The organism is Rhodococcus sp. NPDC076796, assembly GCF_040702765.1.
Lineage (GTDB): Bacteria > Actinomycetota > Actinomycetes > Mycobacteriales > Mycobacteriaceae > Rhodococcoides.
On the sequence record NZ_JBFBMS010000005.1, the window covers coordinates 259,383 to 284,771 of the forward strand.

The 25,389-nt window shown below is 65.1% G+C and carries 20 protein-coding genes; 6 read left to right on the forward strand and 14 right to left on the reverse strand.

Going from position 1 to position 25,389, the window contains the following annotated elements; translation table 11 throughout:
• Positions 1–8: 8 nt before the first annotated feature.
• Both AB0366_RS18310 and AB0366_RS18315 read right to left on the reverse strand, forming a co-directional pair.
• A complete protein-coding gene (locus AB0366_RS18310; protein ID WP_366245117.1) occupies positions 9–842 on the reverse strand; it encodes an SDR family NAD(P)-dependent oxidoreductase in 834 nt (277 codons plus the stop codon).
• On the reverse strand, positions 839–2,410 hold the full coding sequence (locus tag AB0366_RS18315; protein WP_366245118.1) for an NAD(P)/FAD-dependent oxidoreductase: 1,572 nt from the start codon (positions 2,408–2,410) through the stop codon (positions 839–841). The genes AB0366_RS18310 and AB0366_RS18315 overlap by 4 nt, the downstream gene beginning before the upstream one ends.
• Positions 2,411–2,479: 69 nt before the next feature.
• On the opposite strand from AB0366_RS18315, the gene AB0366_RS18320 reads away from it, so the two are divergent.
• Complete coding sequence (locus tag AB0366_RS18320) at positions 2,480–3,145, forward strand: TetR/AcrR family transcriptional regulator (protein ID WP_366245119.1); 666 nt, start codon at positions 2,480–2,482, stop codon at positions 3,143–3,145.
• Between the two features lie 125 nt (positions 3,146–3,270).
• On the opposite strand, the gene AB0366_RS18325 is transcribed toward AB0366_RS18320, so the two are convergent.
• The 8 genes from AB0366_RS18325 to AB0366_RS18360 form a co-directional block, all read right to left on the reverse strand.
• On the reverse strand, positions 3,271–7,065 hold the full coding sequence (locus AB0366_RS18325) for a multifunctional oxoglutarate decarboxylase/oxoglutarate dehydrogenase thiamine pyrophosphate-binding subunit/dihydrolipoyllysine-residue succinyltransferase subunit (RefSeq protein ID WP_366245120.1): 3,795 nt from the start codon (positions 7,063–7,065) through the stop codon (positions 3,271–3,273).
• A gap of 110 nt (positions 7,066–7,175) precedes the next feature.
• On the reverse strand, positions 7,176–10,910 hold the full coding sequence (locus AB0366_RS18330; protein WP_366245203.1) for an ABC transporter ATP-binding protein: 3,735 nt from the start codon (positions 10,908–10,910) through the stop codon (positions 7,176–7,178).
• Positions 10,911–11,092: 182 nt separating this feature from the next.
• Positions 11,093–11,863, reverse strand: coding sequence for an ABC transporter permease (locus AB0366_RS18335; RefSeq protein ID WP_366245121.1), 771 nt, complete (start codon positions 11,861–11,863; stop codon positions 11,093–11,095).
• A complete protein-coding gene (locus AB0366_RS18340; protein ID WP_366245122.1) occupies positions 11,860–12,921 on the reverse strand; it encodes an ATP-binding cassette domain-containing protein in 1,062 nt (353 codons plus the stop codon). The genes AB0366_RS18335 and AB0366_RS18340 overlap by 4 nt, the downstream gene beginning before the upstream one ends.
• Before the next feature lie 111 nt (positions 12,922–13,032).
• On the reverse strand, positions 13,033–13,872 hold the full coding sequence (locus AB0366_RS18345; RefSeq protein ID WP_283347801.1) for an LLM class F420-dependent oxidoreductase: 840 nt from the start codon (positions 13,870–13,872) through the stop codon (positions 13,033–13,035).
• 43 nt (positions 13,873–13,915) lie between these two features.
• On the reverse strand, positions 13,916–14,635 hold the full coding sequence (locus AB0366_RS18350; protein WP_366245123.1) for a hypothetical protein: 720 nt from the start codon (positions 14,633–14,635) through the stop codon (positions 13,916–13,918).
• Positions 14,636–14,664: 29 nt separating this feature from the next.
• On the reverse strand, positions 14,665–15,681 hold the full coding sequence (locus tag AB0366_RS18355) for a glutathione S-transferase C-terminal domain-containing protein (protein WP_366245124.1): 1,017 nt from the start codon (positions 15,679–15,681) through the stop codon (positions 14,665–14,667).
• A 56-nt stretch (positions 15,682–15,737) separates the two neighbouring features.
• Positions 15,738–16,490, reverse strand: coding sequence for a GNAT family N-acetyltransferase (locus AB0366_RS18360; protein WP_366245125.1), 753 nt, complete (start codon positions 16,488–16,490; stop codon positions 15,738–15,740).
• 173 nt (positions 16,491–16,663) lie between these two features.
• Between AB0366_RS18360 and AB0366_RS18365 the strand changes: the two genes are divergently transcribed.
• The 3 genes from AB0366_RS18365 to AB0366_RS18375 all read left to right on the forward strand — a co-directional run bounded on the left by AB0366_RS18365 (position 16,664) and on the right by AB0366_RS18375 (position 19,213).
• Positions 16,664–16,867 carry a cold-shock protein gene (locus tag AB0366_RS18365; protein WP_008714360.1) on the forward strand — a complete coding sequence of 68 codons (204 nt, stop codon included), beginning with the start codon at positions 16,664–16,666 and terminating at the stop codon, positions 16,865–16,867.
• A gap of 277 nt (positions 16,868–17,144) precedes the next feature.
• Positions 17,145–17,762 (forward strand): PadR family transcriptional regulator, encoded by a 618-nt coding sequence (locus AB0366_RS18370; RefSeq protein WP_366245126.1) that lies wholly within the window; start codon positions 17,145–17,147, stop codon positions 17,760–17,762.
• On the forward strand, positions 17,759–19,213 hold the full coding sequence (locus tag AB0366_RS18375; RefSeq protein ID WP_366245127.1) for a DHA2 family efflux MFS transporter permease subunit: 1,455 nt from the start codon (positions 17,759–17,761) through the stop codon (positions 19,211–19,213). Before AB0366_RS18370 ends, AB0366_RS18375 begins: the two co-directional genes overlap by 4 nt.
• A gap of 61 nt (positions 19,214–19,274) precedes the next feature.
• On the opposite strand, the gene AB0366_RS18380 is transcribed toward AB0366_RS18375, so the two are convergent.
• The gene (locus AB0366_RS18380) at positions 19,275–20,420 is read right to left on the reverse strand and encodes an acyl-CoA dehydrogenase family protein (RefSeq protein ID WP_366245128.1); all 1,146 of its coding nucleotides are present in this window, start codon (positions 20,418–20,420) and stop codon (positions 19,275–19,277) included.
• Positions 20,421–20,509: 89 nt separating this feature from the next.
• On the opposite strand from AB0366_RS18380, the gene AB0366_RS18385 reads away from it, so the two are divergent.
• A complete protein-coding gene (locus AB0366_RS18385; protein ID WP_366245129.1) occupies positions 20,510–21,301 on the forward strand; it encodes an enoyl-CoA hydratase/isomerase family protein in 792 nt (263 codons plus the stop codon).
• Here the strand turns inward: AB0366_RS18385 and AB0366_RS18390 are convergent.
• Positions 21,286–21,948, reverse strand: a complete 663-nt coding sequence (locus AB0366_RS18390) for a TetR/AcrR family transcriptional regulator (protein ID WP_366245130.1) — start codon at positions 21,946–21,948, stop codon at positions 21,286–21,288. The two genes, AB0366_RS18385 and AB0366_RS18390, sit on opposite strands and share 16 nt — an antisense overlap.
• Entirely contained in the window at positions 21,945–22,790 is an 846-nt protein-coding gene (locus tag AB0366_RS18395) for an alpha/beta hydrolase (protein ID WP_366245131.1), read from the reverse strand. The genes AB0366_RS18390 and AB0366_RS18395 overlap by 4 nt, the downstream gene beginning before the upstream one ends.
• A 116-nt stretch (positions 22,791–22,906) precedes the next feature.
• On the opposite strand from AB0366_RS18395, the gene AB0366_RS18400 reads away from it, so the two are divergent.
• Complete coding sequence (locus AB0366_RS18400) at positions 22,907–23,848, forward strand: adenosine deaminase (RefSeq protein WP_366245132.1); 942 nt, start codon at positions 22,907–22,909, stop codon at positions 23,846–23,848.
• 1 nt (position 23,849) lies between these two features.
• On the opposite strand, the gene AB0366_RS18405 is transcribed toward AB0366_RS18400, so the two are convergent.
• Entirely contained in the window at positions 23,850–25,337 is a 1,488-nt protein-coding gene (locus AB0366_RS18405; protein WP_366245133.1) for a molybdopterin-dependent oxidoreductase, read from the reverse strand.
• Positions 25,338–25,389: the final 52 nt, after the last annotated feature.

Below are 25,389 nucleotides of genomic sequence, written 5' to 3' on the forward strand. Positions count from 1 at the left end.
GGCTGCGCCTACTTCTTCGTGCGCGGCAGGGCGCGCTTGGACACCGCAGCGATCAGGCCCTGGTACCGCGAACCGGTGATGCGCTGCAGCAGATCCAGCGCGATCGCGTCGGATCCGATGAGCACCCGGCCCTTGCCCTTCTCGACACCCTTGAGGATGGTCTTGGCGGCGTCGATCGGGGTGGTCTTGGCGAGCTTGCTGTCGAAGAACTTGGCGACGTCGGCCTGGTCGAAGTTCTCGGCGACGGTGGCGTTGCGGGCGATGGCGGTCTTGATGCCGCCGGGGTGCACCACGGTCACCTTCACCGGTGCCTTGGAGATCAGCATTTCCATCCGCAGCGATTCGCTGAATCCGCGAACGGCGAACTTCGCGGCGTTGTATGCGGACTGCGACGGCATGGCCAGCAGGCCGAAGAGGCTGGAGATGTTGACGATGTGGCCGTCGCCGGAGGCCTGGATGTGCGGCAAAAATGCCTTGGTGCCGTTGACGACTCCCCAGAAATCTACGTCGACGATGCGCTCGATGTCCTTGAACGAGGACTTGTCCACGTCACCGTGGTAGGCGATGCCTGCGTTGTTGTAGATCTGGTTGACCTTGCCGAAATGCGCGACGACGGCCTCGGCGTAATCCAGTACGGTCTCGCGCTGGGAGACATCCAAGAAATCCGACTTGACCTCGGCACCCAACGCCTCGACCCGTCGAACGGTCTCGTCGAGTCCTGCGGTGTCGACGTCGGACAGTGCCAACTTCGCTCCGCGTCCGGCCAGCTCGAGGGCCAGCGCGCGGCCGATTCCCGAGCCCGCGCCGGTGACGACGGCCACCTTGCCTGTGAATGTGCTCATCGTGCGGACACCTTGTCTGTGTTGTTGCCGGCGGAGTTGTTCGCCGACGATCCGGAGGGCAGGTCTGCGGTAGCGACGCTACGGTACGCATCGAGATCGAAGTTCCTGGTGATTCTGCGGAACTCGAACGTGAAGCCCGGCCACAGCGTCGTGTTGTTGCCGTGCTTGTCGAGGTACCAGCTGGCGCACCCGCCGTTCATCCAGACGCTCTTGGCGAGCTGATCCTGCAGCGTCACGTTGTACTCGTCCTGGACGTCCTTGCGCACCTCGATGGTGCCGATGTCGTGCTTGTCGATGGTGTTCAACGCGTCGACCAGGTAGTTGATCTGCGACTCGATCATGAACACCATCGAGGTGTGGCCCAGGCCGGTGTTGGGTCCCACCAGGAAGAACATGTTGGGGAAGTTCGCGACCGCCGCGCCCTTGTAACCCTGCTGTCCGCCGTCCTCGAAGGTTTCGGCCAGTGTGCGGCCGTCCTTGCCCGTGATGCCGTGGTAGGCGGGGGAGTCGGTGACGTGGAAGCCGGTGGCGACGACGAGCGCATCGATCGGGCGCTCGGTGCCGTCCTTGGTGACGATGGAGCCCTCGCGGACCTCGGCGATGCCGTCGGTGACGAGGTCGACGTTGCTTTTGGCCAACGCGGGGTAGTACGCGTTCGAGATCAGCATGCGCTTGCAGCCGATTCGGAAGTTCGGGGTGACCTTGGCGCGCAGGGCCTTGTCCTTGATCTGGGTGCGCAGGTGATTCTCCGACGCCCACTGCAGCGGCTTCATGAAGGCCGGAGCCTTGGCCAGACCGACGACCTGGGTCTCGCGCATAGCGTAGATGCCGCTACGTGAGAGGCGCTGGAATCCGGGAACGTGCTTGAAGGCGAAGCGCTCGAGCTTGGTGTACGGACGATCGGCGCGGGGAAGGATCCACGGCGCGGTGCGCTGGTACACGTCGAGGTGTTGCACCTGATCTGCGATGGCGGGCACGATCTGGATCGCCGACGCGCCGGTACCGATGACGGCGACACGCTTGCCTGCGAGCGAGACGTCGTGATTCCACTGAGCCGAGTGGAAGACGTCGCCCTTGAAGTCGTGAATTCCCTTGATGTCGGGCAGGTTCGGCTCGCACAGCGCGCCGACGGCCGAGACGACGATCTTGGCGGTGTAGTTGCCGGTGGTGGTCTCGACGTCCCAGCGACTCGTCTCGGCGTTCCAGCGCGCCGAGGTCACGTCCGTACCGAACACGTGCTTGTCCATGACGCCGTACTTGCGCGCCACCCCGGCGATGTACTTCTGGATCTCGGGCTGCGTGGAGAACGAGCGCGTCCAGTCCGGGTTCAGTGCGAACGAGTAGGAGTACAGGTGCGACGGCACGTCGCAGGCGGCACCGGGGTAGGTGTTGTCGCGCCAGGTGCCGCCGACGTCGTGGCCGCGTTCGAGCACGACGAAGTCCTTCTTGCCTGCCTTCGTCAGCTTGATCGCAGCACCGAGGCCGGCGAATCCGCTGCCGATGATCAGCGTATCGACGTGACGCGGCGTCGTTGCACGGTCCGAAGTATCTGTTACGGGAAGACTCATGTAGGGGAGCGTAGAAGCTTATTGAGTGTGAGTCAATAGTTATTGACTAACATTCAGTAGGGTGGTTGCATGGCGTTCGTGAACAGCCCCGGCGCATCGACCACGAAGAGGACCAGACTCAGTCCGCAGCAACGACGAGCGCAACTGATCGAGCTCGGCACCGAGATGCTCGCCGACCGCCCCCTCGAACAGATCTCCGTCGAGGACATCGCAGACCAAGCAGGCGTCTCCCGAGGCCTTCTGTTCCACTACTTCGCCTCCAAGCAGGAGTTTCACCTCGAAATCGTGCGTGAATCCTCGCGCGTCATGCTCGAGCGCACCGCACCCGATCCCTCGCTGCCACCGTACGAGATTCTGCGCGATTCCATCGCGAACTACGTCGATTACGTCACCGACAAGCGGCAGATGTACGTCTCCCTCCTGCGCGGCACCCCCAGCGGCGACCCACAGATGCGCGCGGTGTTCGAGGACACCCGCTCCGCCATGGCCGACCGAACGCTGGCGCAACTCGGGGGAATCGACATCGAGGTCACCCCTACCATCGTGTTGGCCGTCCGCGGCTGGATCGCATTCGTCGAGGAAACGACCATCAATTGGCTCACCGCGCCGGAGCTGGGCCGCGACGAACTCATCGACCTCAACGTCAACGCCCTCCCCGCCGTCGCCCTGGCGCCGGGCATGATCACCGCGCTCCTGGGAACGAACCCCGACACCGACGCGGACACTGACGCCTGATCCCGCCCCGCCGCGCGCCCCCGCCCCGCCGCGCGCCCCCGCCCCCGCGGAACGAGGGAGCCCAGAAACGACGACAGCGGCCCATCCCCGAAGGAGTGGGCCGCTGTCGCTATCGAACTACTTGTCTAGCCTTCGCCGACTGCGTTGAAGGCCTCGTCGATGATTTCGAGCTGCTCGACGGCGTGCACCTTGCTCGAGCCCGATGACGGGGCGGACATTGCGCGACGCGAGATGCGCTTGATGCCCACCAGCTTCTCGGGCATGAGCTCGGGCAGTGCGAGACCGAAGAACGGCCAGGCACCCTGGTTCGCAGGCTCTTCCTGAACCCAGCGGAATTCCGTTGCGTTCGGGTAGCTTTCGAGGGCTTCCCTGATGCGACGGACCGGCACGGGGTAGAGCTGCTCGACGCGAACGATCGCGACGTCGTCGCGGTTGTCCTTCTGCTTGCGAGCGAGCAGTTCGTAGTAGAGCTTGCCGCTGACCATCAGCACGCGCTTGACCGCATTGCGGTCACCAGTGCCAGTGTCGTAGGTGGGCTCGTCGAAGACCGAGTGGAACTTGCCGTCGGTGAAGTCCTCGATGTTGCTCACCGCTGCCTTGTTGCGCAGCATCGACTTCGGGGTGAAGACGATCAGCGGGCGACGGATGCCGTCACGCGCGTGCCTGCGCAGCAGGTGGAAGTAGTTCGCGGGGGTCGAGGGGAGTGCGACGGTCATCGAGCCTTCGGCGCACAGCGTCAGGAAGCGTTCGATGCGTCCGGACGTGTGGTCGGGACCCTGGCCTTCGTGGCCGTGCGGCAGCAGCAGCACGACGTCGGAGAGCTGACCCCACTTGGCTTCACCGGACGAGATGAACTCGTCGATGATGGACTGTGCGCCGTTGACGAAGTCGCCGAACTGCGCTTCCCACATCACCAGTGCGTCCGGGTTGCCCACGGAGTAGCCGTACTCGAAGCCGACGGCTGCGAACTCGCTGAGCGCGGAGTCGTAGACCATGAACTTGCCGGGGTTGTCGCTGCCGATGTTCTGCAGCGGCGTGTACTCGGCACCGGTCTTGCGGTCGATGATCACCGAGTGACGCTGGGTGAACGTGCCGCGGCGGGTGTCCTGGCCGGAGAAGCGGATGTTGCGCCCCTCGTCGACCAATGATCCGAGCGCCAACAGCTCGCCGAATGCCCAATCGACCTTGCCCTCGTGTGCCATCTCGCGACGCTTCTCGAGCACCGGCTTGACGCGCGGGTGAACGTTGAAGCCGTCGGGAACGTCGAGGTGCGCATCGCCGATACGGTGCAGCACGGCCTTGTCGACGGCCGTGGTGAGCTTGGCAGGCAACTGCTGGTCGAGTTCGACCGATTCGCTGGGCTCCGGGGTGTACTTCTCGAGTTCGCGTACCTCGTTGAAGACGCGTTCGAGCTGACCCTGGTAGTCGCGGAGTGCGTCCTCGGCTTCCTTGAGCGAGATGTCTCCACGGCCGATGAGCGATTCGGTGTAGCTCTTGCGGACGCTGCGCTTGGTGTCGATGACGTCGTACATCGCCGGCTGGGTCATCGAGGGGTCGTCGCCCTCGTTGTGGCCGCGACGGCGGTAGCAGATCATGTCGATGACGACGTCCTTGTGGAACTTCTGGCGGAAGTCCACCGCCAGCTGAGCCACCCAGGCGCACGCCTCGGGGTCGTCGCCGTTGACGTGGAAGATCGGCGCGGCGATCATCTTCGCCACATCGGTGCAGTACTCGGACGAACGTGAGAACTCCGGTGAGGTGGTGAAGCCGACCTGGTTGTTGACGACGATGTGTACGGTGCCGCCGGTGCGGTAGCCCCGCAGATCGGACAGGTTCAGCGTCTCGGCGACGACGCCCTGGCCTGCGAATGCCGCGTCTCCGTGCAGCATCAGCGGCAGAACGGAGTAACCGCCCTGGCCGGTGCCCTTGTCCAGCAGGTCCTGCTTGGCGCGGACGAGGCCTTCGAGAACGGGGTCGACGGCTTCGAGGTGCGACGGGTTCGCGGTGAGCGAGACCTTGATGTCGTTGTCACCGAACATCTGGATGTACGTGCCCTCGGCACCGAGGTGGTACTTCACGTCGCCGGAGCCGTGTGCGGCGGCCGGGTTCATGTTGCCCTCGAACTCGGTGAAGATCTTCGAGTAGGGCTTGCCGACGATGTTGGCGAGCACGTTCAGGCGGCCGCGGTGCGGCATACCGATGACGACCTCGTCGAGGGCGTACTCGGCGCTCTGGTCGATGACGGAGTCCATCATCGGGATGACCGACTCGGCACCTTCGAGCGAGAAGCGCTTCTGCCCGACGTACTTGGTCTGCAGGAACGTCTCGAACGCCTCGGCTGCGTTGAGCTTGCTGAGGATGTACTTCTGTTGCGCCACAGTCGGTTTGACGTGCTTGGCCTCGACGCGCTCCTGCAACCAGGTGACCTGCTCGGTCTCGAGGATGTGGGTGTACTCGACGCCCACGTGGCGGCAGTACGAGTCGCGCAGAACGCTGAGCACGTCCCGCAGCTTCATCTTGTCCTTGCCGTGGAATCCGCCGACCTTGAATTCGCGGTCGAGATCCCACAGCGTGAGGTCGTGGCTGATCACGTCGAGGTCCGGGTGCATCCGGAACTTGTCCTTGGTGAACTGCAACGGATCGGTGTCGGCCATCAGGTGACCGCGGTTGCGGTATGCCGCGATGAGCTCGAGCACGCGGGTGTTCTTGTCGACCGTGCCCTCGGGCAGATCCTTGCGCCAGCGAATGGGCTCGTAGGGGATCTTCAGCGAGTGGAACAGCTCGTCGTAGAACTCGTCGCTGATCAGCAGGTTGTGGATCGTCTTGAGGAAGTCGCCCGACTCCGCACCCTGAATGATGCGGTGGTCGTACGTCGAGGTCAGCGTCATGAGCTTGCCGACGCCGAACTCGGCGAGACGCTCGTCGCTGGCTCCCTGGAACTCTGCCGGGTACTCCATGGCACCTGCACCGATGATGGCTCCCTGGCCGTTCATCAGACGCGGCACCGAGTGCACGGTTCCGATTCCACCCGGGTTGGTCAGCGAGATGGTGACGCCCTGGAAGTCCTCACCGGTGAGCTTGCCGTCGCGAGCGCGACGCACGATGTCCTCGTACGCGTTGTAGAACTGCGTGAACGTGAAGTCCTGCGTGTTCTTGATGGCAGCGACGACGAGGGAACGGTTGCCGTCCTTGCCGGGCAGGTCGATCGCGAGACCGAGGTTGATCGCTGCCGGAGTGACGGCGTTCGGCTTCCCGTCGACCTCGGCGAAGTGGCGGTTCATGTTCGGGAACGCCTTGACGGCCTGCACGATGGCATAGCCGAGCAGGTGTGTGAACGAGATCTTGCCGCCGCGGGTGCGAGCGAGATGGTTGTTGATCACGAGGCGGTTGTCGACCATGAGCTTGGCCGGGATCGCACGCACGCTGGTCGCGGTCGGAATCTGCAACGAGGCGGACATGTTCTTCGCCACCGCGGCAGCAGCGCCGCGCAGAATCTTGCTCGACTCTTCACCGAACTCGGCTGCGGCGGGCTTTGCGGGAGCGGACTTGGCCGGTGCTGCCTTCTTCTCGGCAGCGGCAGGCTTCGATGCCTCGGCCTTGGGAGCAGCGGCTTTCGGAGCGGCCTTGGGTGCTGCGGCCTTCGGAGCGTCGGTCTTGTCGGGAGCAGAGGCAGCCGGCTTGGCTGGTGGCGCGGGTGCTGCGGGAGGCGCGGACTTGGTCGAGCTACCGTTCGAGGCTGCGCCGTTACCGGCCGCACCGTTGGATCCGGCGGTCTCGTCGGTCGCAGCATCGGGGTCGTAACCGGTCAGAAACTCGTGCCAGCTCGCGTCGACGGATGAAGGGTCCTGCTTGAATCGCTGGTACATCTCGTCGACCAGCCATTGATTTTGTCCGAATTGGGTAGTAGAGCTGCTGCTCACGGCAGTAGTTCGCCTCGTTTCTGTCTTCGTTCCCGTTCAGCGCGCGTACGTGTCCAGGCTAGACCTTTGGTCCAGCTCACGTGCGTCCGGGACGTAGCTGTGATATGTACTCACCGGTAACCATCGGCCTCGTTGTCGATGACACCTTGGACTATCGAATTATTCCCTCGGTTCGTTTCGGCCGCAGTCCACAGCTGCGCGTAGAACCCGCCCCGCGTGCGCAGCTCCGAATGTCGACCTACTTCCACGATACGGCCGCCGTCGACCACCACAATCAGATCCGCTCGCGCGGCGGTCGCGAGGCGGTGCGCGACGACCACTGCGGTGCGGGTGCGTGCGACGGCACTGCTGGCTGCGAGCACGGTGCGTTCGGTCGCGGGATCGAGCGTGGCGGTGGCCTCGTCGAGCAGCAGAAGGTCGGGGTCGACCAGCTCGGCCCTGGCCAGTGCGATCAGCTGTCGTTGACCCGCGGACAGCCCTTGCCCGCGCTCGCCGACGGGTTGGTTCATGCCGCCGCGAAGTGCAGCGATGGTGGCCAGAGCGCCCACGGAGCGGGCCGCGTTCTCGATGTCGGCGCGGGTGGCGTCGGGCCTGCCGTAGGCGATGTTCGACGCGACGGTCCCGGTGAACAGGTGCGCTTCCTGCGGTACGACGCCGAGTCGGTGCCGGTAGTCCGAGAGGCGATAGTCGCGTAGATCGTGGCCGCCGACGCGCACCGATCCGGAGGTCGGATCGTAGAAGCGGGCCAGCAGTTTCACGACCGTCGATTTGCCCGCGCCGGTGCGTCCGACCAACGCGACGGTGGTGCCGGCCGGGATGGTGAGATTTACCTCACTCAGGGCGTCTGACTGTGCCCCGGCATACCGAAAACCGACGTCGACGAGTTCGATGTCGGCGCGCAGGCGTCCGCCGGGAAGTGCGGTGGTGTTCGCGTTGGTGGAGGTTTCTATCGAGCTGGTGGTGCGCAGCAGATCCCCGATGCGGCCGACACCGACACGTGCTTGCTGGTAACCGTCGAACACCTGCGAGAGCTGCTGGATCGGTCCGAAGAGCAGCCCGAGGTAGAGCACGAACGCCACGAGAGTGCCCGCGGTAGTGGTGCCGGTGGCGATCTGATGTGCGCCGACGAACACGACGACGGCGAGGGCGATGTCGGAGAGCAACGTGATGAGGGGGAAGTACACCGAGATCGCGGTCTGCGATCGCATTCGGCTCACCCGGTAGCGGTCGGAGCGTTCGGCGAACCGGGATGCGGCGTACTCCTCGCGCCGGTACGCCTGTGCGGCGCGCAGTCCCGTGACGTTCTCCTGGAAGTCGGCGTTGACGATCGAGATGCGCTCGCGGGACGTCGAGTACGCGGCCGAGGAGATGCGCCGGAAGATGACGGTGGCCACGGCGAGGGGCGGCACCACCGCCAGCGCCACCACTCCGAGTGCCGGGTCGGTGACGAGCAGTGCGGCGGCGATGCCGACGATGGTCAGCACGCTCACCACCGCGGTCGAGGCTCCGGTCTGGATGAACGAAGACAGCGCATCGACGTCGGTGGTCATTCGGGTCATGATGCGACCCGACAGTTCGCGTTCGTAGTAGTCCAGGCCGAGCCGCTGAATGTGTGCGTAGCTGCGCACTCGGAGTCCGAAGAGCACTCGCTCGCCTGCCCGCGCGGTGATGACCGTCGTCCAGCAGACGACGAACCAACTCGCCGCTGCCAATACGACGCCGATCGAGGTGGCGATCCACAGGGTGTTCGAGTCTCCACTCGCCACTCCGCTGTCCACGGCGTAGCGAACGAGGGAGGGGAAGGCGATCGAGGCCAGTGAGTCCAGCGCGAGGAGCACCACCACCGCTGCCAGTAACAACCGCACCGGGCTCAGCAGTCTCGACAGCCGGAACTCGGGGTCGGGTCGACGCAGTTCGGATCCCGATGTGCCCGGGTCCTCGGTCGCCGGGGGCAGGGCCGCGACTGCCCGGGAGATGGCCGGTGTGGGTGCCAATGAGCCGAATGCCCCGGCCATCGCAGTTCCGTGACCACCTCCGCCTCCGGGCGTGGGTACCGCGGCTGCGCCGGGTGCGACCGTCGACTCGGGAGACGTATCGGGCCACAGCGTGTCGGCGGATGGGTCCATGGTCGGCTCCGCGCCGGGATCGTCGTTCGGCTCGCCGTCCCCGCCGGCCAGGAGGGCCCGGAACAACGGACAACGCTGATCCAGTTCGTCGACCGTTCCGGTGTCGATGATGCGGCCGTTGTCGAGGACGGCGACGCGGTCGGCCAGGGTCAGAGTCGAGCGGCGATGAGCGAGAACGAGAGTCGCGCGTGTGCGGACGCCGCGCAACGCGTCGAAGATGGCGGCCTCGGTCTCGGCGTCCACGGCGGAGGTGGCGTCGTCCAGGATCAGAATGCGCGGCTCGACGAGAAGAGCGCGGGCCAGCGCGATGCGTTGGCGCTGGCCTCCGGACAGGGTGAGGCCGCGCTCACCGACGAGGCTGTCGTATCCCTCGGGCAAGGCGTCGATGAAGTTCGAGGCCTGCGCCAGCCGCGCCGCATGCTCGATCTCCTCCGCGGTGGCGTCGGGCCTGCCGAGGGCGATGTTGGCGGCGATGGTGTCGGAGAAGAGGAACGGCTCGTCGAACACCAGAGAGACGGCCTCGCGGAGGGACGTCGAGTCGAGGTCGTCGATATCGATGGATTTTCCGTCGGACGTCAGGGCGATCTGTCCCCGAGCGGGGCGGTAGAAGCGGGGGAGCAGGAGTGCGAGTGCGGTCTTTCCCGAGCCCGCGTGGCCGACGACGGCCACCGTTTCACCGGGTGAGATGGTCAGGTTCAGGTCGGTGAGCACGTCGCGTTCGGGCTCGAACCCGAACGTCACCTCGGAGATGCGCACTCCGAGCGGGCCGTCGGGCAACGCGACGGGCTCGGTCGGTTCCGGGTCGGACGGCTCGGTATCGACCACCTCGTAGACACGCTCGACGGCCGCGCGGGAGAGCTGAGCCATGATCACCACCGACGAGACGGTGCGGGTCACGGCGGACAGGGTCGCGACGTAGGTGGCGAAGGCCAGAAACGTGCCGATCGTGATGTGGCCCTCCAGGGCCAGATAGCCGCCGAGGGCGATGACTCCGACGAGTCCGAGTTGAGGAATGGTGGCCATCGACGGTGCGAACCGCGAGTTGATCTTGGCCGATCGCATGCGCTCGGCGAACAGCGTGCGACCCAGTGTCTCGATGCGATCCACCGCGCGGGCTTCCTGTCCGAAGCCCTTCACCACTCGGACGCCGGTGACCGTCTCCTCTACATGTTGCGCCAGATCGGCGGCGCGTTGCTGCGCCGACCAGGTGGCCGCGAAGAGAGTGGGCCGAATTCGATAGACCACGATGCCGACCGCAGGAACGATGAGTACCGCGACGACGGTGAGCAGTGGCGACAGATACGCCATCACCGCAAGCGCCAGCACGAACTGCAGGACGGCTCCCGCCGACAGCGGCACCATGGCCAGCAGTCCCTGCACCAGTTGGAGGTCGGTGATCGATCTCGACACGACCTGGCCGGTACGGATCTCGTCCTGTTTGCGCCCGTCGAGCCGCTGCAGTGACGCGAGCAGGTCGAGGCGCAGGTCGTGCTGGACGTCGATCGAGAGCCGGCCGGCGAGCATGCGTCGACCGAATTGGCACGCGAAGCGCACCAGACCCAACAGTGCGATGGCGGCGGCGACGGTGGCGATTTTCTCGCCCCTGCCTGCGGTCGCGTCGTCGATGGCGACCCTGGTGAGCAACGGGAACGAGATGTCGATGACCGCGGCGATCATCGTCACGCCCAGGGCTCCGAGTGCGGTGCGTCGATGCAGCATGCACTGCGCGATCAGACGTCTGATCCACCCACGCCGAGTAATCGACGCGGGTTCTGCGTTGTCGAGTGTCGACGAGCCGCGTCGGGGTGCCGTTGCACGGTCTTTCACCGCATTACTGTGTGCCATCGATTCACCACGCTAGACCCGAGCACCGACAGCTTCGGCCCGCGAACGAAGCGACCTCAGTCGATGTCGCGGGTACGGGCCAGGAACCAGCCGACGCCGGTGAGGATCGCGGCCCACAGTGCGAGTCCGAACGGTGCCCACGGCCACGACGCCAGGTCGCCCGCGTCGTCGAGTTGAGTCGCCGCCATGGTCGGCAGAGTCAGGTTCGACGGCAACGCCACGGCGACCGATCCGAGCCCGAGTCCGAACAGGATCAGCGAGATCAGACCCTCGCCGAACGGCAGCCAGGCGACGAGCACGATCGCGGCCCATGTCGGAGATTTGAGCAGCAGACCCAGGCCGGCACCGATCATCGACCACAGCACCACTGCGAGGAGGCACGATGCCACCACGCCAATGAACGCGCCGTCGAGCAGCACTGTCCGCTCGTTGAAGATCAGCAGGCAGATCAAGCTGGCCAGCAGCACCACCAGGCCGTATCCGAGGCCGAACAGCGCAGTGACGATGAGTTTGGCGGCGATCACCCCGTCGCGGCCGCGAGCCGTCAGGAAGCTGGTGGTGATGGTCTTGTGGCGAAATTCGGTTCCGGCGTTGACGGCCCCGAAGATGCCGGTGAACAGGATCGCGGCACCGGCGGCGACGTACAGGCCGATCGAGGCGACCCCGCCGGAAATGTCGAGGTCCTCCTCGAATTCACCCAGCTGATTCGCGATCACCGACGTGATGACGGACGCGAACACTCCGACGACGATCGGGGCGATCGCCAGAGCCCACCAGAACTTCAGTGTCGTGACCTTGCGGATCTCCGACGTGAGCAACGCGTTCATCGCGGACCCCCGTTCCAGCTCTGTGGCGGTCCGTAATTCTGCGGCGGTGGGCCGTAACCCGGCGGTGGGCCGTAACCCGGCGGTGGGCCGTAACCCGGCTGATGACCCGGAGGACCGTAACCGTACGGATTCTGCTGAACGGGTGCGGCGTTGTACTGACCCGCGGTCATCGACAGGAACACCTGCTCGAGGTCGACGTGTTCGCTCGTGGTCCCGAAGATCGTCACCTGGGCGTCGGCCGCGATGCGGGCGATCGTGGCCTCGTCGGTACCGGCGACGCCGATGCGTCCGTCGGGCAGCAGTTGGCTGTCGTTGAATCCATTCGATGCCAACGCCAGTGCCAAGGCTGCGGGGTCCGATGCGGCGACGAGTACGCGGCTCGGACGCGTCGATCGCAGTTGCGCGATGGAACCCTGATACACGAGTGCGCCGGCGCTGACGATCACCAGATTGTCGACGGTCTGCTCGATCTCGCGCAGGATGTGGCTCGATACGAGCACGGTGCGCCCCGACGCGGCGAATGCCTTCAGGAAGTCGCGGAGCCAGGCGATTCCTTCGGGGTCGAGACCGTTCGCGGGTTCGTCGAGCACGAGGATTTCCGGATCTCCCAGCAGCGCCGTCGCCAACGTCAGGCGCTGACGCATGCCGAGGGAGAAGCCGCCCGCGGCGCGGTCGGCGGCGTCGCCGAGGCCGACCAGGTGCAGCACGTCGAGGGCGCGACTGTCCGGCACGCCCATCGCGGCGGTGTAGATCTTCAGGTGATGAGCAGCGCTGCGCTTGGGGTGCAGGCTCAGCGAGTCGAGGACGGCTCCCACCGTGCGGGCCGGGTGGGTCGCCGCGCGGAACGGAGCCCCGTTGACGAGGCCGACACCCGAAGTGGGGGCGACGAGTCCGAGGAGCATGCGCAGCGTCGTCGTCTTGCCCGATCCGTTGGGGCCGAGGAATCCGGTGACCGTTCCGCGCGGAACGACGAAGCTCAGGTCCGAGACCGCGCGAACTGTGCCGAATTGCTTGGTCAGTGCCTGCGCTTCGAGCGCCGCTCCCGGATAGCTGGTCATCTGTGCGCAATCCCCCTGGCCGTTGGTCACCTCGAGTACCGGCTGCGCGGAGCAACCGGTACTCGAGGCTACGGGGTGCGACCGACAACGTCGCGGGAGCGCCTTCCTCCGTCAGCGATGCAGCGCGGCGGCGATCTCTCGGTAGGTCTCGAGCGGATCGGCCATGTCGGGCAGCGAGTGCAGGGTCACGTGCGATGCACCTGCGTCGATGTGCTCGTTCAATCGTGCTGCGATCGCGTCGGCGGTACCGTGCGCCACCAACGCGTCGATCAGTCGGTCGCTGCCGCCGTCGCCGATCTCCTCGTCGGAGTAGCCGAGTCGGTTCAGATTGTTGGTGTAGTTGCGCAGGTGAAGGTACGGATTGTTGACCGGTGGCCGCCCGATCGAGCGCGCCTTCTCCGGATCCGACTCGAGGACCACCTTGTGCTCGGGTGCCAGGATCTTGTTCGGTCCCAATGCCTCTCGTGCTTCACGGGTGTGCTCGGGGGTGGTCAGGTACGGATGCGCACCTGCGGTGCGGTCGGCCGCCAGCGCGAGCACCTTCGGGCCGAGAGCAGCAAGGACGCGTCGCTCCACCGGGACTCCGGCCTCGTCGAGAGCGTCGAGGTAGGCCACCAGAGCGTCGTACGGCTTGGTGTATTCCTGCGTCGCCTCCGGGTGGCCCGCGCCGATTCCGAGGACGAAACGGCCCGGGTGCTTGCTCTCCAACCGGTGATACGACGCGGCGACGTCGGCCGCTGCGTCGGACCAGATGTTGACGATGCCGGTGGCGACGACGACCGTCTCGGTGGCGTCGAGGATCTCCTCGGTGGTGGTCAGGTCCGCCGGCGGTGAGCCGCCGAGCCAGATCGTGCCGTAGCCGAAGGATTCGATTGCTCGGGACAGTTCGGGGGTGAACGCCGAGTGCAGTCGCCAGACGCCGTACGTGCCGAGTTCAGGTGTGGAAGTCATGTTCGGAGTCAACGCGTTCCACTCGCGAAGATTCCGCGAGCTCTCATTCGTCCGGCTCGATGATGCGGTTCTCCGGGAATCGGGCAGGCGGCGGACCGAATGCGTCGCGGGCGTTCTTGATGACACCCTTGCCGACCGCTCGGTTGCCTGCGCCGCCGATCGCTGCGCCGATTCCGGCGGGGAGCATCTTGCCGACCAGCAGCGCGCTGCGCTTGGCGAGGTACTTGGTGATGAACTTCTTCACCAGCGACTTGTTCATGGTCGCCATCGAGCCGCCCGGGATGCGGGAGGTGATCAGCGGGCCCCAGTTCTTGGCCGTCTTGCCGACGGTTCGTTGCACGATCTGCATGCCCGATTCGCCAAGAGCAACCGACAGCACCAGGGCACGTCGTTGCTGGTGGTTCTGGACGGGAATGCCGTGTACGGACGCGACCGAGAGTGTCAGCAGCGCCGAGGACTCGATGAAGAACGCGGTTTCGGCACCCACCGCGGCGAGCGAGGCGACAGTCCCGACGCCCGGGATCGCCGCGGCACCGCCCACCGCCGAGCCGCTGCCTGTGACGGCGAGCAGGAATCGCTTCTCGAGGCGTTCGATGATCTGTGCCGGGGTGTCGTACGGGTGTGCTCGACGCACGTGCGCGACGTATTTGTCGACGGCGGGTCCCTGGAGGCGGCTGGCGTTGTCGAGGATGTTGACCAGCGCGCGTTCGAGCTTGCCTCCGCCCCCGACCTCGACCTGTGCGTCGTCCTTCTTGCCGGCCATCGGTCCTCTTTCTTCTGGAGAGTTGTGAGTCAGTGCACCCAGTGATCGGATGGAACGAGTTCGTCGGGCTTCGGCGGCGGGGGAGCGGTGCCGTCGCCGAAGGGCGATCCTCCCAGGGATTCGCGGCCGTGTGGTTCGAGCCATCCGGTCAGATCCGGGCCCTTGGGGACGATGCCCGACGGATTGATGTCGGTGTGCACCTCGTAGTAGTGCCGCTTGATGTGGTCGAAGTCGACGGTGTCGCCGAATCCGGGGGTCTGGAACAGGTCGCGTGCGTAGTTCCACAGCACCGGCATCTCGCTGAGCTTGCTGCGGTTGCACTTGAAGTGGCCGTGGTAGACCGGATCGAAGCGCACGAGAGTGGTGAACAGGCGCACGTCGGCCTCGGTGATGTGGTCCCCAACGAGATAGCGCTGCGTGGACAGGCGTTCGACGAGCCAGTCGAGGCGGTCGAACAGTTGATCGTAGGCCTTGTCGTACGCCTCTTGGGAGCCGGCGAATCCGCAGCGGTAGACGCCGTTGTTGACGTCTCGGAACACGAGATCGGCCACCTCGTCGATCTCGCCGCGCAGCGCCTCGGGGTACAGATCGGGGGCTCCGGCGCGGTGGTACTGAGTCCACTCGGTGGACAGGTCGAGTGTGATCTGTGGGTAGTCGTTGGTGACGACCTCGCCGGTGGGAACATCGACGATGGCGGGGACGGTGATGCCGCGCTCGTACTCCGGGAAGCGGGCGAAGTACGCGTCCTGCAACCTCGGGATCTGCAGTACCGAGTCGACGCCGCCCGGCTCCTCCTGGAAGTTCCAGCTGCGCGGGTCGTGGGTCGGTCCCGGAATGCCCAGCGACAGAACGTCTTCCAGCCCGAGTAGCCGGCGAACGATGATGGACCGATGGGCCCAAGGGCAGGCGCGCGCGGCGATCAGTCGGTACCGCCCCGGCTCCACCGGATAGCCGTCCCGCCCGTCCGCGGTGATCCGCGTCGGAATGTAGTTGGTGTCGCGCGTGAATTCCTTACCCGGCTTCACGTAGGCGGCATCGTCGGCCATGTTGATCACTCCTCGCATCGAACTGTTCTGTCGACGCTACCCAGTTCGGAGCCGACTCAACCTCGATCAGCGCGGAGTACGGCGGTGTGACACGCGCCGATCTCCACATAACCCAGCCGCGCGGCGAGGCGTCGAGCACTGGCGTTCTCGGGTCGCGATCGCCACTGCGGAATCAGGCCGTCGTCGATGGCGTCGTTGGTTGCCAGCCTGCCGACCACCTGGGCGTGGCCCCGTCGGCGATGGTCCGGGTCCGTCAGGACCCGCATGTCGGCCAGGATCAGTTGCTCTTCCGAGTAGCCGGCCGAGGCGAGGGAGTGCGCCGAGTCCGCCGGTCGGTCGTCGCCGAGCAGCGTGAACCAGTGTCGCGAGACCGGTTCGCCGAATGCTTCGGCGACGTCGGCGTCACTGCAGTGCGCGGCGAGGTTGCGGGCGTGTTCCGCATCGTGGGAGATCAGCGGGTCGTGTACGTCGATGGTGTGGCCGATGTCCGAGCCGTAGGCCAGCGTGTGACTGCCGATCTCGTAGCGCTCCGAGCGGTCGCCCAGCAGCGACGAGATCCAGGTTCGGTCGGTACCGGCGTGGCCGGCGATCGCGCGTGATGCTTCGACGGCCCAGGACGGACCGACGATCACGGTGGTCTCGGCCAGTCGCAGTACGGTGATGTCCTCGGTGGCACCGACATGTTCGACGCGGTCGGCGTCGGTGTCGAGGGCGCGATCGTCCAGCTGCAACCGGCGACACCAGGCCAGGCGGACGATGTCGAGTCGGTGGGAATCGAACGGGCCGGCATCGAGAAGGGGAAAATCCACGTCTGAACCCTAGCCACAGAGGCGCTGGGCGGCGTTTCGGTTTCACCGTCCCAAAGCAATCTTTCGAACTTTTTTGCCCCCGGTGTTTCGCTCAGCGCCGATAGATGGCAGACTCACTTTTGAGATTAGAGCTTCGACGTGAAGATCTAGCTCGCTTACAGAAGGTTTACAGAATGACGCAGGGCAGTGTGAAGTGGTTCAACGGCGAAAAGGGCTTCGGCTTCATCGAGCAGGATGGTGGCGGACCGGACGTTTTCGTTCATTACTCGGAGATTCAGGGTAGCGGCTTCAAGTCGCTCGACGAGGGCCAGCGCGTGGAGTTCGAGGTGGGCCAGGGTCAGAAGGGCCCCCAGGCTACCGGCGTCCGCGCCATCTGATTCAAGCTTCGTAACCCGACTTCTCCTGGTGGAGTGAACTTCTCGAAGTAAGTTTCACCAGAAACTCGGTGACAAGGCCGGATACACGGAAGAAATTCCGAGTATCCGGCCTTCGTCTGTTTTTCAGGGCATCGACCTCGGTCGGTGCCCTGTGTGCGTTGTATGTCCGATAGATCCGCAGGTCGGAGGATTGTCCGGGTTGCTTTGCACTCGCCGGGACCCATATATTCCAGTCGGAATAATTCGAGCGGAGTATCGAACTGGAGGGTGTACGCCGATGCGGGATGGAGCGGTCAATCCCCTTGGCGTATCGGTGCTCGCCTTGCTGTCGGAAGGTCCGATGCATCCCTACGAGATGTATCAACTTCTGTTGTCGCGCAAAGAGGATCGCATCGTCAAGATCCGCCCCGGATCGCTCTATCACGCGGTGACCAGGCTGCACGAGCGTGAGCTGGTCACCGAAGTGGGTACGGACCGCGGTGGCAACCGTCCGGAACGCACGACCTACGAGATCACGCCCGCTGGACGTCGAGTGCTCACCGATCGACTTGCGGAGATTCTTCGAACTCCGGTGCGCGAGTATCCGCAATTCGTGCTCGGTCTGTCCGAGATGCACAACCTGTCGGCGTCCGAGGCTGTCGCCCATCTGCGCGGCCGCATCGAGGACCTGGCCGAGGAGATCGCGGAGCTGGCCGGCTACCAGCAGCTTGCCGAGGACCGGAAGGTCTCCGAAATCTATTGGGCCGGAATCGATTACCTCCACCATATGCAGTCCGCGGAGGTGAGCTGGTTGACCCGATACATCGAACGTATCGACAGCGGCGATCTCCCGTGGCCGCACGACATCTCCGCACAGCACACGACGCTGACGGATCGGAACCAGGAGAGCACATGAACGTCGTCGAGACCGCTCCGCCGCAACGAGAGATCAAACCCTGGCCCGCCCTGTGGGCGCTGTGCCTCGGTTTCTTCATGATTCTGGTCGACACCACCATCGTGGCCGTCGCTCAGCCGGCCATCCTCGCGGGCCTGAACACCGACATCAACAACGTCATCTGGGTGACCAGTGCGTATCTGCTGGCCTATGCGGTGCCGCTGCTCGTCACCGGGCGTCTCGGTGACAAGTTCGGTCCCAGAAACCTCTACATCGCCGGCCTCGTCCTGTTCACACTCGCGTCGGCATGGTGTGGCCTCTCCGGGTCCATCGAGATGCTCATCGCGGCTCGTGCAGTCCAGGGCATCGGTGCTGCGATGATCACCCCGCAGACGATGGCCGTGATCACTCGGGTGTTCCCCGCCGAGAAGCGCGGAACGGCCATGGGGGCGTGGGGTGCGGTCGCAGGCGTGGCGACACTCGTCGGCCCGATCCTCGGCGGCGTCCTGGTCGACTCCCTCGGCTGGGAGTGGATCTTCTTCATCAATCTGCCGGTCGGCGTCGTCGCAATTGCGTTGGCGCTGAAGTTCGTTCCTGTTCTGCCCACGAACGACCACAAGTTCGATCTCCTCGGTGTCGCACTGAGCGCAATCGGACTGTTCTGCATCGTGTTCGGCATCCAGGAGGGCCAGAAGTACGACTGGGGGACGGGTATCTGGATCCTCATCGGCGTCGGACTGCTCGTCTTCGCCGGGTTCGTCTACTGGCAGGCGGTGAACAAGCGCGAACCGCTGGTTCCGTTGGCGCTCTTCCGTGATCGTAACTTCTCGCTCTCCAACATCGGCATCGCCGCAATGGGTTTCGCGATGTCCGGCATGATGCTGCCGATCATGTTCTACGCACAGAGCGTCACCGGGCTCACCCCGACCCGTTCGGCTTTGCTGTTCGTGCCGATGGCCCTGCTGACCGGCATTCTTGCACCCAATGTCGGCAGGTTCGTCGACAGGACCCATCCCCGCTACATCGCCGGTTCGGGACTGTTCATTCTGGCCGCGTCGCTGCTGTGGTTCGCCTACGAGATGACACCCACCACCGCGATCTGGAAGTTGCTGCTCCCCGTCGCGGCGATGGGTGTGGCGAATGCGTTGATCTGGTCACCGCTGGCCGCCACGGCGACGCGCAATCTGCCGATGAGCCAGGCCGGCGCGGGTTCGGGCATCTACAACACCACCCGCATGATCGGCTCCGTGCTCGGAAGTGCGGGCATCGGCGCGCTCATCCAATCGCGCTTGGCCGCCGAACTACCTACCGGTGGATCGGCCTCGGAGGCAAACGAATTCGCCGGCCGAGTGCCCGAGATGCTGCGTGACGGCTTCACCACCGCAATGGCGCAGTCCCTGATTCTGCCCGCTGCCGTGTTGATCGTCGGCATGATTGCGGTCTGCTTCTACGCTCGGCCTGCGTTCGAGTAGCCCATGTGAGCGGAACTTCGTAGCCCACTACGAAGTTCCGCTCACATGAGGCGAAGCCGCTCTACAGGCCCAGATCGCGGCCGATCAGTTCCTTCATGATTTCGTTCGATCCGGCCCAGATCTTGGTCACGCGAGCGTCTTTCCATGCCCGAGCGGCGCGGTATTCGTTCATGAATCCGTAGCCGCCGTGCAGCTGGACGCAGTGGTCGAGGATTTCGTTCTGCACCTGCGAGCTCCACCACTTCGCCTTGGCGGCGTCGATGGCCGTCAGTTCACCGATGCCGTGCGCGGCGATGCAGTTGTCGATGTACGCCTGTGCCACATCCAGTTTCGTGACAAGTTCGGCGAGCAGGAACTTGTTCCACTGCAGTGAGCCGATCTGCTGGCCGAATGCCTTGCGATCCTTGGCGTATTGCAGCGTCTCTTCGAGGATGGGGCGAACGTGTCCGAGGTTGGCCACCGAGCAGCTGATCCGTTCCTGGGGGAGTAGCTGCATCATGTGGATGAAGCCGCCGTCGAATTCACCGATCATGTTCGAGCTCGGCACGCGCACGTTCTCGAAGAACAGTTCGGCCGTGTCGGATTCGGGCTGGCCGACCTTGTCGAGCTTGCGGCCGCGGGAGAATCCCTCGGTGCCGTTCTCGACGGCGAAGAGCGTGATGCCCTTGGCCTTCTTCTCCGGCGTCGTGCGTGTCGCGACGATGACGAGGTCTGCAGAATTGCCGTTGGTGATGAAGGTCTTCGAGCCGTTGATGATGAAGTCGTCGCCGTCCTTGACGGCGGTGGTCTTCAGCGCGGCCAGGTCGGAGCCGCCGGACGGTTCGGTCATCGCGATCGCGGTGAGGATCTCGCCGCTGCAGAAGCCGGGCAGCCAGCGCTTTTTCTGCTCCTCGGTGGTGAGCTTGACCAGGTAGGGCGCGACGATGTCGACGTGAATACCGAAGCACGACGCCACCGCGGCACTCGAGCGGGCGAGTTCCTCGGCGAGGACGGCGTTGAATCGGTAGTCGTCGGCTCCGCTGCCTCCGTACTCCTCGGGCACTTCCAGTCCGAGGAAGCCGTTGCGTCCTGCTTCGAGCCAGATCTCGCGGTCGATGTACCGCTGTTCGACGAGCTTCTCCTCGACCGGTGTGATGGTACGGGTGACGAACTCGCGCACCGACGCACGGAAGTCCTCGTGATCGGCCTCGAACAGGCTGCGCTTCATGTATCTGTTCCTCTCGGTAACGGTGAGTTACCTGGGCACAATACTCGTTGGTAACAACCGCCAGGGACCGGTGTGGCACTATGCGAACCATGGCTGACGCACCCACTTCGCTCGTTCGTACCACCACCGCGGCAGGCGCCGAGGTCGCCGTCCTCACCTTCGATCACGGCCCGCTCAACCTCTTCGATCAGGCCATGTTCGACGCGGTGGCCGCTGATGTCGCCGATCTCGTCGCGCGCCCTCCGCGGGCGGTATTGCTGCGCGCCGAGGGCAAGGTGAACTCCGCCGGCGTCGACGTGCATGTCTTCGAGGGCCTGTCGGCCGCGCAGGGTGCTGATCTGTGGCGTGGTCTGTTCGCGCAGATCGCCCATCCGCTCGAGGCGCTGCCCTGCCCGGTGATCTACGCCGCGCACGGTCTGACGCTCACCGCGGCATTCGAGATCTCGCTGGCGTGCGACATCATTCTTGCCGGTCCCAAGGCCAAGTTCGGTCTGGTCGAGACCGTCGTCGGGTTGACGCCGTCGATGGGTGGCCCGCAGCGTCTCGCCGAGCGGGCCGGTTCGGGTCGGGCTCGGGAGCTCGTCATGACCGGTGACCTGTACGACGCGCAGACGCTGAAGGAGTGGGGCGTGGTCAATCAGATCCATGACGACGTCGATGCCGCGGCGCTCGCTCTGGCACATCGTCTGGCCGACGGCCCCACCGTCGCGCACGCGGCAACGAAACAGATTGTGGCAGCGTGGCGTTCGGGCGGTGTGGCCCATGCGGACGAGATCACCTCGGAGGTCTCCGGCGCACTGTTCGAGACCGAGGATCTGCGGGGTGCGGTGAAGAGCTTCCTCGAGGTCGGTCCGGGGAAGGCGACCTACTCGGGGCGCTGATCGCCGAGGACTCCGTCCATCTCGCGGGTGAGGTCGGCGAAGGCGCGTTTTCCCTCCACGACATCGCTTCCGGGGATCTCGAAGACGGTGACGATCATCGAGGCGAGTGCGGCGAAGGTCTCGGGGAGTGTCGGTGAATCGTCGGCTCGGAGTATCGGTTCTGCCAGAAGGGGCCCGACCGTGAGCAGACTCAAGGTGTGGCTCAGTGACTCGGGGGCGGTATCCGGGCGGATGAGCCCTGCCTGCTGCATCCGGTCGATGAACTCCGCCCCGAGTAGTACTCGCGGCCGGTACCGCTGCGAACCTCGTTGCCGCAGAATGCCGGCCAATACCCGTTCGTCCCGGGTGTAGAGCGCGCGGATGAAGTCGCGGTGCAGTAGCGCTTCGATGCAATGGTGGTAGATCCGCGAGAGTCGACCGCCCTCGGGGTCGGCGGCGATCCGCTCGTTCGCATCCGCCAGATAGGCCCGGAACTCGTGGCGTACCAGCGCCTCGAACAGTTCCTCCTTGCCGCGGAACTCCAGGTAGAGAGAGCCTTTGGACACCCCTGCAGAACGAGTGATGTCTTCGATGCTGGTCTTGCTGAAGCCGTGCCGGGTGAACAGCTCGGCCGCAGCGGCGTACAACCGAAGTCGCCGCTCGCTCATATTTTTCCCACCGGGTAGTGCTCGGCAAGGAAATCGAGCAGGACCCGGTTGAAGTGCTCGGGATTGTCCTGGTTCGCGTTGTGCGAGGCCTGCGGGATCACCTCGTATAGGCAGTGTGGGTCTCGTGCTGCCCATGCCGGCGCTGTTCGGGCGATGTTCCCCGTGTGGTCCTGGTCGCCGTGCGTCAACAGCAGCGGCACGTCGATCCGGTACTCGGAATCGGGTCGCATCGATCCGGCCACTCCTCGCCAGATGTCGACGAAATCCTTCTTCGACATCGTGCCGATCGCATTCTCGGCATACGCGCGGACCTCCGGCCGCAGCGCGGTCGACGCAGCGATCGTCCGCTTCAGGTGCGGCCAGGGCCAGGGCACGAACCACCACGGTGATGACCGCAGCGCCCACCTCTCCCACCACGCGATCGGCATCGTGGTGCACGTCGATCCGACGATCACCACGGCCGCCACCTCTCTCGGTTCGCGGCGCAGCATTTCCTGAGCGATGTATCCCCCCAACGACTGCCCGCCGACGCAGATCGGACCGCAGACGCCCAAGTGGTCCACGATCGCGAGGAGGTCGTCGGTCATGTCGGTCACGTCGATCGGAACTCGGCCGATGGGCTGTGACCGGCCGTGGCCACGGATGTCCCAGGTCAGTACCCGGTACCCGGCGGCGACGAGCGGACCGAGCTGCTGATCGAACATTCGATGATCCATAGATGCACCGTGACTGAGGGCGACGAGCGGGCCTTCCGCCGGGCCGGTAACCCACGCGTGGATCTGCGAGTCGGCTCGCGCCACCACGTACTCGGTGGCTTCGTCCCGAATCTCTTCGCCGCTCATGAGGCCATTTTGACCGAGATCGTCAATTCGGTCAACGTGGCCGTCCGGCCGATTTCCGAATCGTTCGGAGCACAGTGGACGCAGTACCGGTTTTCGGCACCCGTACCGTGAGGTGAGTGAGTACTGAACAACTGGCCGAACTGCACCTGCACATCGAGGGGTCACTCGAACCTCCGCTGATATTCGAGCTTGCCGAGCGCAACGGATTGTCGTTGCCGTACAACGACATCGACGAACTGCGCGCGAAGTACGAGTTCACCGACCTGCAGTCGTTCCTGGATCTGTACTACGCGAACATGGCCGTGCTGCGCACTGCCGAGGATTTCGCCGACCTCGCCCGGGCCTACTTCCGCCGCACGGCGCAGGCCGGGGTGACGCACGCGGAGATCTTCTTCGATCCGCAGGCGCACACCGAGCGCGGTGTCCCCCTCGAGGCCGTCGTCGACGGATTGGCCGACGCCTGCGCCTCCAGCGAGCGCGAGTTCGGCGTCACCAGTGGGTTGATCGCGTCGATCCTGCGCGACAAGCCGGTGCTGCACGCCAACCAACTGCTGGACGATCTGTTGGCCATGCAGGCTCCTATCATCGGTCTCGGTCTCGATTCCGCCGAGGTGGGCTATCCGCCGTCGCTGTTCGTGGACGTGTTCGCCAAGGCGCGCGCCGAGGGATTGCACGTCGTCGCCCACGCCGGCGAAGAGGGGCCGCCGGATTACATCTGGCAGGCACTCGATCTGCTGAAGGTTGAGCGCATCGACCACGGTGTGCGGTGCCTCGAAGACGAGGCACTGGTGAATCGACTTGTCGAGGAACAGATTCCGCTCACCGTGTGCCCGCTGTCCAACGTCCGGCTCAAGGTGATCGACAATGTCGGGCAGCTACCGCTGCGGCAGATGCTCGAGCGCGGACTTCTCGTGTCGATCAACTCGGACGATCCCGCCTATTTCGGTGGCTACGTCGACGACAACTTCTCGGCCCTCGAAGCGGGAGTGGGTCTCACCGGGGCCGAGCGAAAGCAGTTGGCCGAGAACTCGATCCGCGCGAGCTTCGTGAAGCGGTAGATCAGCTCGCCGTCACCGAGATCTTCGGGTAGCCGGTGGCACCGTCGGGAACGGTGTCGGCGGTCTGGTTGGTCTGTAGCTCGCCTGCGGAGTTGGTGGCGCGCGCTCGGATCGAGTGTTGGCCTGCGGGTAGGTCGAGTTCTACAGTCCATTGCCGCCAGGTGTCCTTGGAGTACTCCTCCGACAGGGTTGTCGGCACCCAGTTGCCTTCGTCCACTTGCACTTCCACGGCGTCGATACCGGTGTGCTGGTCCCAGGCGACGCCCGCGATCACGGTCCGCCCGGCGGGCACGGAACTGCCCGATCGTGGAGTGTCGATCCGGGAGGCCGTCTTGATCGGTCCGAGTGCGCCCCACCCGCGGTCGGTCCAATATGCCGTCGCGCGGTCGAATCGGGTGATCTCGATGTCGGTGACCCACTTGGTCGCCGAGACGTATCCGTACAGACCGGGGACGACGAGTCGCGCCGGGTAGCCGTGTTCGACGGGCAGTGGTGCACCGTTCATGCCGACCGCCAGCAGGGCGTCGCGGCCGTCGAGCAGAACCTCGAGGGGAGTGCCCGCGGTGAAGGCGTCACTGCTCGACGACAGCGCCATGTCGGCGTCGGGGGAGATGCCTGCTTCTTCGAGAATGTCCTTGAGCGGGTAGCCGATCCACGTTGCGTTGCCCACGAGATCGCCGCCGACGATGTTGGACACACAGGTCAGGGTGACCGTCTTCTCCACCGCCTGGCGCTCGGCGAGGTCGGCGAACGTCAGCTCGATCTCGCGGTCCACCATGCCGTGGATCCGCAACGACCACGTATCCGACGCCACCCGCGGCACGACCAGTGCGGTGTCGATGCGGTAGAAGTCGTCGTTCGGGGTGATGTACGACGCGAGGCCGTCGATCTTCAGGTCGGCCCCGTCCGGGATCGGCGGTTGGGGAGTGGGTGTCGGGAGCATGAAGCCGAGTCGATCGGCGGTGACTGCCCGAGCCGAGGTCAGCATCCGTCCGGCTGTTCCGGCGACCACACCGAGGACCGCGGCACCGGCGGCGAGGGTGAGGAAGCTGCGTCGGTTCATGCCCTCGGTCGCAGGGGCGGCGGCACCGATGAGGGCGTGCAGCACGACTATGCCCACGGCGACGCCGCCGATGGTCGGGACTGCGTAGAAGGCCGTCGCGTCGGGTCGAGTCACTGCCGCGAGTACGCCCACAACGCCCAGTGCGGCGAACACCACCGCACCGATCGGCTTGCGGGCGATTCCGGCCGCTGCGGCGATCGCTCCGATCACCACCGCCATGCCGACGAACAGGGCGAGCTTGTCGGAGATGCCGAACGTGTCGATGGCCCATTCACGGATCGGGGCCGGACTGTTGTCGACGGCCGAGGACCCGACGGCGGTCAGTGGTGACGAGTTGGGTCCGATGGGGACGGCGATCAATTCACCGACACCGAGGACGACTCCGGCCGCGATGATGCCGGACAGCGCGCGTTTTCCTGTGCTCACTCGCTCCAATGTAAGCGAATCGGTGGTGAGCGGTACTTCGTAGCCTGCTACG

What these genes read in the sequence shown, in the direction of transcription:
- AB0366_RS18310 (WP_366245117.1), bottom strand. Translation starts at nt 842, where the DNA reads ATGAGCACATTCACAGGCAAGGTGGCCGTCGTCACCGGCGCGGGCTCG.
- AB0366_RS18315 (WP_366245118.1), bottom strand. Translation starts at nt 2,410, where the DNA reads ATGAGTCTTCCCGTAACAGATACTTCGGACCGTGCAACGACGCCGCGT.
- AB0366_RS18320 (WP_366245119.1), top strand. Translation starts at nt 2,480, where the DNA reads ATGGCGTTCGTGAACAGCCCCGGCGCATCGACCACGAAGAGGACCAGA.
- AB0366_RS18330 (WP_366245203.1), bottom strand. Translation starts at nt 10,910, where the DNA reads ATGCTGCATCGACGCACCGCACTCGGAGCCCTGGGCGTGACGATGATC.
- AB0366_RS18335 (WP_366245121.1), bottom strand. Translation starts at nt 11,863, where the DNA reads ATGAACGCGTTGCTCACGTCGGAGATCCGCAAGGTCACGACACTGAAG.
- AB0366_RS18340 (WP_366245122.1), bottom strand. Translation starts at nt 12,921, where the DNA reads ATGACCAGCTATCCGGGAGCGGCGCTCGAAGCGCAGGCACTGACCAAG.
- AB0366_RS18345 (WP_283347801.1), bottom strand. Translation starts at nt 13,872, where the DNA reads ATGACTTCCACACCTGAACTCGGCACGTACGGCGTCTGGCGACTGCAC.
- AB0366_RS18350 (WP_366245123.1), bottom strand. Translation starts at nt 14,635, where the DNA reads ATGGCCGGCAAGAAGGACGACGCACAGGTCGAGGTCGGGGGCGGAGGC.
- AB0366_RS18355 (WP_366245124.1), bottom strand. Translation starts at nt 15,681, where the DNA reads ATGGCCGACGATGCCGCCTACGTGAAGCCGGGTAAGGAATTCACGCGC.
- AB0366_RS18365 (WP_008714360.1), top strand. Translation starts at nt 16,664, where the DNA reads ATGACGCAGGGCAGTGTGAAGTGGTTCAACGGCGAAAAGGGCTTCGGC.
- AB0366_RS18370 (WP_366245126.1), top strand. Translation starts at nt 17,145, where the DNA reads ATGCGGGATGGAGCGGTCAATCCCCTTGGCGTATCGGTGCTCGCCTTG.
- AB0366_RS18375 (WP_366245127.1), top strand. Translation starts at nt 17,759, where the DNA reads ATGAACGTCGTCGAGACCGCTCCGCCGCAACGAGAGATCAAACCCTGG.
- AB0366_RS18380 (WP_366245128.1), bottom strand. Translation starts at nt 20,420, where the DNA reads ATGAAGCGCAGCCTGTTCGAGGCCGATCACGAGGACTTCCGTGCGTCG.
- AB0366_RS18385 (WP_366245129.1), top strand. Translation starts at nt 20,510, where the DNA reads ATGGCTGACGCACCCACTTCGCTCGTTCGTACCACCACCGCGGCAGGC.
- AB0366_RS18390 (WP_366245130.1), bottom strand. Translation starts at nt 21,948, where the DNA reads ATGAGCGAGCGGCGACTTCGGTTGTACGCCGCTGCGGCCGAGCTGTTC.
- AB0366_RS18395 (WP_366245131.1), bottom strand. Translation starts at nt 22,790, where the DNA reads ATGAGCGGCGAAGAGATTCGGGACGAAGCCACCGAGTACGTGGTGGCG.